This is a genomic window from SAR324 cluster bacterium (genome assembly GCA_029245725.1).
Lineage (GTDB): Bacteria > SAR324 > SAR324 > SAR324 > NAC60-12 > JCVI-SCAAA005.
Window position 1 is genome coordinate 1 of record JAQWOT010000195.1, and the last position, 2,480, is coordinate 2,480.

3 protein-coding genes are annotated in these 2,480 nt (G+C 45.8%); 2 read left to right on the forward strand and 1 reads right to left on the reverse strand.

All coding sequences use genetic code 11. From position 1 onward, the window contains the following. The coding region (locus tag P8O70_10375; GenBank protein MDG2197277.1) for a nitrilase-related carbon-nitrogen hydrolase at positions 1–457 on the forward strand (457 nt) is incomplete at its 5' end. Between the two features lie 178 nt (positions 458–635). Then, entirely contained in the window at positions 636–1,910 is a 1,275-nt protein-coding gene (locus P8O70_10380; protein MDG2197278.1) for an aminotransferase class I/II-fold pyridoxal phosphate-dependent enzyme, read from the forward strand. A gap of 80 nt (positions 1,911–1,990) precedes the next feature. On the opposite strand, the gene P8O70_10385 is transcribed toward P8O70_10380, so the two are convergent. Next, a partial coding sequence (locus P8O70_10385; GenBank protein MDG2197279.1) for an aldo/keto reductase occupies positions 1,991–2,480 on the reverse strand: 490 nt, incomplete at its 5' end.

Below are 2,480 nucleotides of genomic sequence, written 5' to 3' on the forward strand. Positions count from 1 at the left end.
TCGTCGGTACCTACCCGGTAGTGAACTCAACTTGCTTCCGTTGTCAGAAGGAGGTTCCATCTTGGCAGCCATTTGCTATGAAATCGGATTTGAATCAATACTCAAGCAGGCCTTAGAATCTAGGGTTCGTGTTGTATGGAATCCCGTCAATGATGGCTGGTTTACGTCCTCGATAGCGGCTTGGCACAGAACTCTTGCTCAATTCAGCAGTGTAGGAATCGGGTTGCCACTAATTCGGGTAAGTAACTCTGGCTACACTGCGATAACTGATGCCAGGGGAGTTTTGCTGCAGACCGGAGAATGGGACCAATCAGTTGCCAAAACTGTAAAAGTTCCAGTCCCTGAGCAAGCGGGACCATGGCTACACATTGCCGAAATTGTTCGCTGGGTTCTGCTTGGCTGGGTACTACTTGACGTTGGACTAGGGTTACTCCTGAGACGCAGTCAAGAAGACTGACCCAATACATTTTCATTGATTCATTTCTTGAAGAATCTCAGTATTTTTTTTAGATTTTCAGATTAGTATTAATTCATTACTTTGGATTTTGGTCTCGTTTCATTGACCTTCAGAAATTAAGCACCAATAGCCAAATTGATGCATCATCATCACGATCCTCCTTCATACTGAGGTAGCCTTGAATTGGAAGAATAACCCTGTAGAGAAAATTAAAGACTGGGAGTCAGAATTAGCTGACAACCATCAAAATTTCATCAAAGCCAGCCTCAGATTGGATCTGACTCGTGGAAAACCTGCGATTAACCAGCTAGCTCTGGCAGATGGGCTTGATGGAATCTTGCAGGGTAACTACTTGGCCTCTGATGGGACCGATACCCGCAATTACGGAGGGCTAAAAGGTTTGCCCGAAGCACAAAATTTGGGTGCAGAATGGCTTGGCTTACCCCAAGAAGAAGTCATCGTGAGTGGCAATAGTTCCCTTTCGCTAATATACCAAGTGCTGCATGTTGGGGCTCACTACGGTTTTGGTACCACCCCTTGGCTGCAGCAATCCACCCCTCCAGAATTCTTGGCGATTGTCCCAGGATATGACCGACATTTTGCGATCTGTCAGAAGTTGGGAATCAGGATGGTGAACGTCCCAATGAAAGCGGACGGACCAGATATGGAGATGGTTGAAACCCAGGTGAGGCGCCCTCAAGTCAAAGGGCTATGGTGTGTTCCAAAATATTCGAATCCAACCGGGAATATCTACAGCGCCGAAGTTGTAGACCGAATCGCACGCTTAGGGAATCAGGCAGCGTCAGATTTTCGGATCATGTGGGACAACGCTTACGCAGTACATGATCATTATGAAGATGCCCCCGAGCTAACAAACCTAATGGAGCTTTGTCGACTTCATGGCACACAGGACAGTGTCATTCTATTCGGTTCTACTTCAAAAGTCACTTTGGCTGGTGCAGGGATTTCTTTTCTTGGTGGATCGAAAGCCAACATTGAACATTTCCTCGAACAGATGGTCTTTTGGACGATCGGACCTGACAAGGTGAATCAATTGCGACATGCTCGGTTGTTACCAGACCTTGCTGCAACCAAGAAGCACATGCAGCAGCACGCTGAAATTACACGACCCAAGTTTGAATTAGTCCTAAAAAAACTAGAAGAATCTTTTAAAGATCAGGAGATGGGTAGCTGGATCAGCCCGGGAGGAGGTTATTTTGTTTCCTTTGACTCGCTCCCAGGCCATGCTAAGCAAATTGTCAGACTTGCGGGTGAGGCTGGAGTAAAAATGACCCCAGCCGGCTCGACTTTTCCGTATGGGATCGATCCTGAAGATAAAAACATCCGACTTTCACCGACATTTCCGCCAATTGAGGATCTATCGAAGGCGATGGATGTCTTTGTTAACTGTGTTCAGTTGGCAACCATTAGAAAGCACCTCGGAGAGTCATAGATTTTAGGAATTCCCATCAATTCCCCGAAAGATTGCTAAAAAATAACGGATTTGTTTAGATGGATTGGCCAAGTTGACCATCAACCTGGTTTATATTCTCGATTGGCCTCTGGATCTTCCATTAAGAAATTCAGATTCTCTATTTCTGCCCACAGACTATCTGGCAATTCAACATTCGCCCAGTCAATTGTCTGCTGAACTCTGGATGGCTTGGTGACACCAGCAACTGTTGAAGTTATTCTGGGATCTCTCGTAGAAAACTGTAAAGCAAGGGCACCTGGTGGAACTTGGTATCTTGAGCAGATTGCCTCGATGGCCTTAACCGGTTCTAAAGACTCTGTTGTAGCATCTTGGTAGGCAATTCTCGGCATTACAGAGCTACCTTTAGCAAGAATTCCTGAAGCATATGGCGCTGCATTCAGAATAGCAATGCCTCTTTCATGAGCTTTTGTGAATACCCTGTCAGCCGATTTATTAATGATATTCCATCGGTTGTGATTCATCAGTGCATCGAAGGGCCAGTCCCACAGAATAGATTCCATCACATCTATTCTACCCATCGCCAACCCT